The 4,161-nt window shown below is 58.4% G+C and carries 3 protein-coding genes; all 3 read left to right on the top strand.

Annotated elements, in window-relative coordinates; all coding sequences use genetic code 11:
* Positions 1-82: 82 nt before the first annotated feature.
* Complete coding sequence (locus NSB25_RS28775) at positions 83-2,185, top strand: DNA topoisomerase 3 (RefSeq protein WP_103242758.1); 2,103 nt, start codon at positions 83-85, stop codon at positions 2,183-2,185.
* Positions 2,182-2,463 (top strand): hypothetical protein, encoded by a 282-nt coding sequence (locus tag NSB25_RS28770; RefSeq protein WP_004054600.1) that lies wholly within the window; start codon positions 2,182-2,184, stop codon positions 2,461-2,463. Before NSB25_RS28775 ends, NSB25_RS28770 begins: the two co-directional genes overlap by 4 nt.
* A gap of 2 nt (positions 2,464-2,465) precedes the next feature.
* A partial coding sequence (locus NSB25_RS28765; RefSeq protein WP_242982656.1) for an LPD28 domain-containing protein occupies positions 2,466-4,161 on the top strand: 1,696 nt, incomplete at its 3' end.

The following is a 4,161-nucleotide window of genomic DNA, read 5'->3' as shown; positions in this document are numbered from 1 at the left end:
TATGACCTGATGCTGACAGAGGACAACAGCATTGAGGAAAAGCTGCGTACATCTATGCGGGAAGAATGGGAGGATGAAGATTATGCGCCTTGTGATTGCTGAAAAACCGTCGGTGGCCCAAAGCCTGGCTGCTGTGATCGGAGCCAATGCCCGCAAGGACGGGTATCTGGAAGGGAACGGCTGGCGGGTCAGCTGGTGTGTGGGCCATCTGGCCGGGCTTGCCGATGCGGACAGCTATGACCCCAAGTACGCCAAGTGGCGCTATGACGATCTGCCGATCCTGCCCTCGGACTGGAAAATGAGCGTGGGCCAGGACAAGAAGAAACAGTTTGATATTCTCAAAAAGCTGCTGTGCGCCCCGGATGTGACGGAGGTGGTAAACGCCTGTGACGCGGGACGGGAGGGCGAACTGATTTTCCGCAACGTCTATGAGCTGACGGGCTGCAAAAAGCCCATGAAGCGGCTCTGGATTTCCAGCATGGAGGATTCGGCAATCCGGGAGGGCTTTGAAAACCTCCGCCCCGGCGCGGACTATGACGGTCTGCATCAGGCGGCGCTCTGCCGCGCCAAAGCCGACTGGCTGGTGGGCATCAACGCTACCCGGCTGTTTTCGGTGCTGTACCGCCGGACCCTCAACATCGGGCGGGTTATGTCCCCTACACTGGCCCTGATCGTCCAGCGGGAAGCAGAGATTGAAGCCTTCCAGCCGGAGCCGTTCTATACGGTGGCGCTGGAACTGCCCGGATTTACCGCTGTGGGGGCGCGGATGAAAGACAAAACCGCCGCGAAAGAGCTGCAAACCGCCTGCCGGGGCGGTTCTGCGGTGGTGAAACAGGCACAGCGGAAAGAGAAGTCCGAAAAGCCGCCCGCCCTCTATGACCTGACCACCTTACAGCGGGACGCCAACCGCCTGCTGGGGTTTACCGCCCAGCAAACGCTGGACTATCTGCAAAACCTCTATGAGAAAAAGCTGTGTACTTATCCCAGGACGGACAGCCGGTATCTGACCTCGGATATGGCGGAGGGCCTGCCGGTGCTGGTCAACCTCACCGCCAACGCGATGCCGTTCCGAAAAGGGATTGCCATTGTCTGCAACCCGGAGGCGGTCATCAACGATAAGAAAGTGACCGACCACCATGCGGTGATCCCCACCCGCAATCTTCGGGATGCGGATTTGTCCGCCCTCCCTGTGGGGGAAAAAGCGGTGTTGGAGCTGGTGGCCGCAAGGCTGCTGTGCGCGGTGGCGGAACCCCATCTCTACGAGGAAACCGCCGCCACGCTGGTCTGCGCCGGTCAGGAGTTTGCCGCAAAAGGGAAAACCATTCAGCGCCCCGGCTGGCGCAGGCTGGATGCCGCTTATCACGCCGGTCTGAAAAATGCTCCGGAGCCGGAGGAAAGACCAGAGGAAAAGACGCTGCCGGAACTCTCCCAGGGACAGTCCCTGCCCGTTTCCAACGCCTCCGTCAAGGAGGGGAAAACCAGCCCGCCAAAGCATTTCACCGAAGATACCCTTCTTTCCGCGATGGAGAACGCCGGTAAAGAGGATATGCCGGATACCGCCGAGCGCAAGGGATTGGGTACGCCTGCCACCCGCGCCGGGATTCTGGAAAAGCTGGCCTCCACCGGTTTTCTGGAACGGAAAAAGAGCAAAAAGACGGTCCAGCTGATGCCCTCCCGCGACGCGCGTTCCCTCATTACGGTTCTGCCGGAGCAGCTGCAATCCCCGCTGCTCACCGCCGAGTGGGAGTACCGGCTGGGCGAGATTGAGCGCGGCGAGCTTTCCCCGGAGGAGTTTCTGTCCGGGATTTACGCCATGCTGCGGGAGCTGGCGGCAACCTATCAGGTGGTCAAGGGAACCGAGTATCTGTTCTCCCCGCCCCGCGAAGCAGTAGGCAGATGCCCCCGGTGCGGCGGTGAGGTTACAGAATCGCAAAAGGGATTTTTCTGCCAAAGCGAAACTTGCAGATTTGCCATCTGGAAAGACAGCAAGTGGTGGAGCGCCAAGAAGAAACAGCCCACCAAGGCCATTGTCGCGGCCCTCTTAAAAGACGGGCGCGCAAGGCTCACCGGCTGCTACTCGGAAAAAACCGGAAAAACCTATGACGCGGATGTGCTTTTGGAGGATACCGGCGAGTATGTGAACTTCAAGCTGGACTTTGGCCAGCGGAAAGGAGGCCCGTCATGAAGCTGTCGCTGCTGGAACAGGAAACGGTTCTCCTTTATAACCAGGCCGAGTCTGCGGCAGAGGTCTATACCCATGACCCCAAGCTGATGAAGAAGCTGGAGCAGCTGGCGGAAAAATACCCGGAGCAGATCATCAAGAAGGACGCCCACAACTTCATTGTCCCCAAACGCTGCGTATCGGTCCGGGAGCCGTACAGCGAAAAGCGGCGCAAAGCCGCCAGTGAGCGCGCCAGGGCCGCAGGTTATAAGCCGCCGTTGAAATCCTCCTCCGGTCAATAAGCATGGGCGGGAATGTCTTTGAAACGGTAAAGCAGTCCATCACCACCAGAGAAGCGGCGGAACACTATGGAATCGAGGTAAAGCGGAACGGTATGGCCTGCTGTCCCTTTCACGATGACAGGACGCCCAGCATGAAATTAGACCGCCGCTTTCACTGTTTCGGCTGCGGGGCGGACGGTGATGTGATCGACTTTGCCGCCAGACTGTATAACCTCTCCCCCAAAGAGGCGGCGGAAAAACTGGCCCAGGATTTTGGACTGCTCTATGACAGCCAGGCGCCCCCGAAGAAAACCTATGTCCGTCAAAAGTCCGAAGCGCAGAAGTTCCGGGAATCAAAACAGCGGTGTTTCCGCGCGCTGGCAGACTACGCCCATCTGCTGCGGGGCTGGGAAACCGGCCTTGCGCCCCTGACCCCGGATGCGGAGCCGCACCCCCTTTTTGTGGAGGCGCTGCACCAAAAGGACTATGTGGAGTATCTTCTGGACTTTCTGATGGAGGATGGCATCGAGGAACAAAAAACATGGATTGCAGAACACCTAACAAAAATCATGGATTTGGAAAGGAGAAACAAGGAAATGGCAGAGAAACCTACCAACCGGGAGCGATTGCGGGAAATCACCGAGGGCATTGAGCAGAACATCAAGGAACTGTTTGAGAGCGAAAAGTATATGCGCTATCTGTCGGTGATGTCCCGGTTCCACCGCTACTCGGTCAATAATACCATGCTGATCTATATGCAGAAGCCGGACGCAACCCTTGTGGCTGGCTATAACAAGTGGAAGAACCAGTTTGAGCGCCATGTGAAGAAAGGCGAGCGCGGCATCACTATCATCGCGCCCACCCCCTATAAGAAGAAAATCGAGGAGCAGAAGCTGGACCCGGACACCCACGCGCCAATGCTGGATGCAAACGGCAGGGTGGTCATGGAGGAAAAAGAGGTGGAAATCCCGCTGTTCCGTCCGGTGAAGGTCTTTGATGTGAGCCAGACGGACGGAAAGCCGCTGCCCTCCCTGGCGGCGGACCTGTTCGGGAATGTCCGGCACTTTGAAGCGTTTATGGAGGCGCTGAAACGCTCCGCCCCGGTTCCCCTTGCGTTTGAGGAAATGGACGCGGATACGGACGGATATTTTTCTTCCATTGAGCAGCGCATCGCCATCCGCCAGGGCATGAGCGAGGTGCAGACCGTTTCCGCCGCTGTCCATGAGATCGCCCACAGCAAGCTGCACAACTTTGATGTGCCGGACAACCCGGACGCGCCCTTGTATCAGGAAGTGGAGCTGTTTGGACAGCCAGCCCTGTTCTCCAATGACCGGATTGCCCCAGACGATCTGCCGGACGGACTGTTTTGTTATGACCTGCGCGGTTCCGACGATGACCCCGGCGCGCCGGTTGCGGTAGAGGAACGGGTTATGGTCAACCACGCCGGTTCCGTCATAACCGCAAAGCCGCTGGAACTGCCGGAGGAAGGGCATCTCCCGCTGACCGATGAATCCGGCCTGGACTTTAACGGCGGCGAAAAGACCGCCCAGCGGTTTTTGCAGGACCATAAAAAGGACCGGCGCACCGAGGAGGTGGAGGCCGAGAGCATCTCTTACGCGGTCTGCCAGTATTTTGGGATTCAGACCGGCGCAAACAGCTTTGGGTACATTGCGAACTGGAGCCAGGGCAAGGAGCTGAAGGAACTGCGGGCCAGCCTGG

The sequence above is a fragment of the Acetatifactor muris genome (assembly GCF_024623325.1).
Lineage (GTDB): Bacteria > Bacillota > Clostridia > Lachnospirales > Lachnospiraceae > Acetatifactor > Acetatifactor muris.
This window is presented reverse-complemented; position numbering and strand designations above follow the sequence as displayed.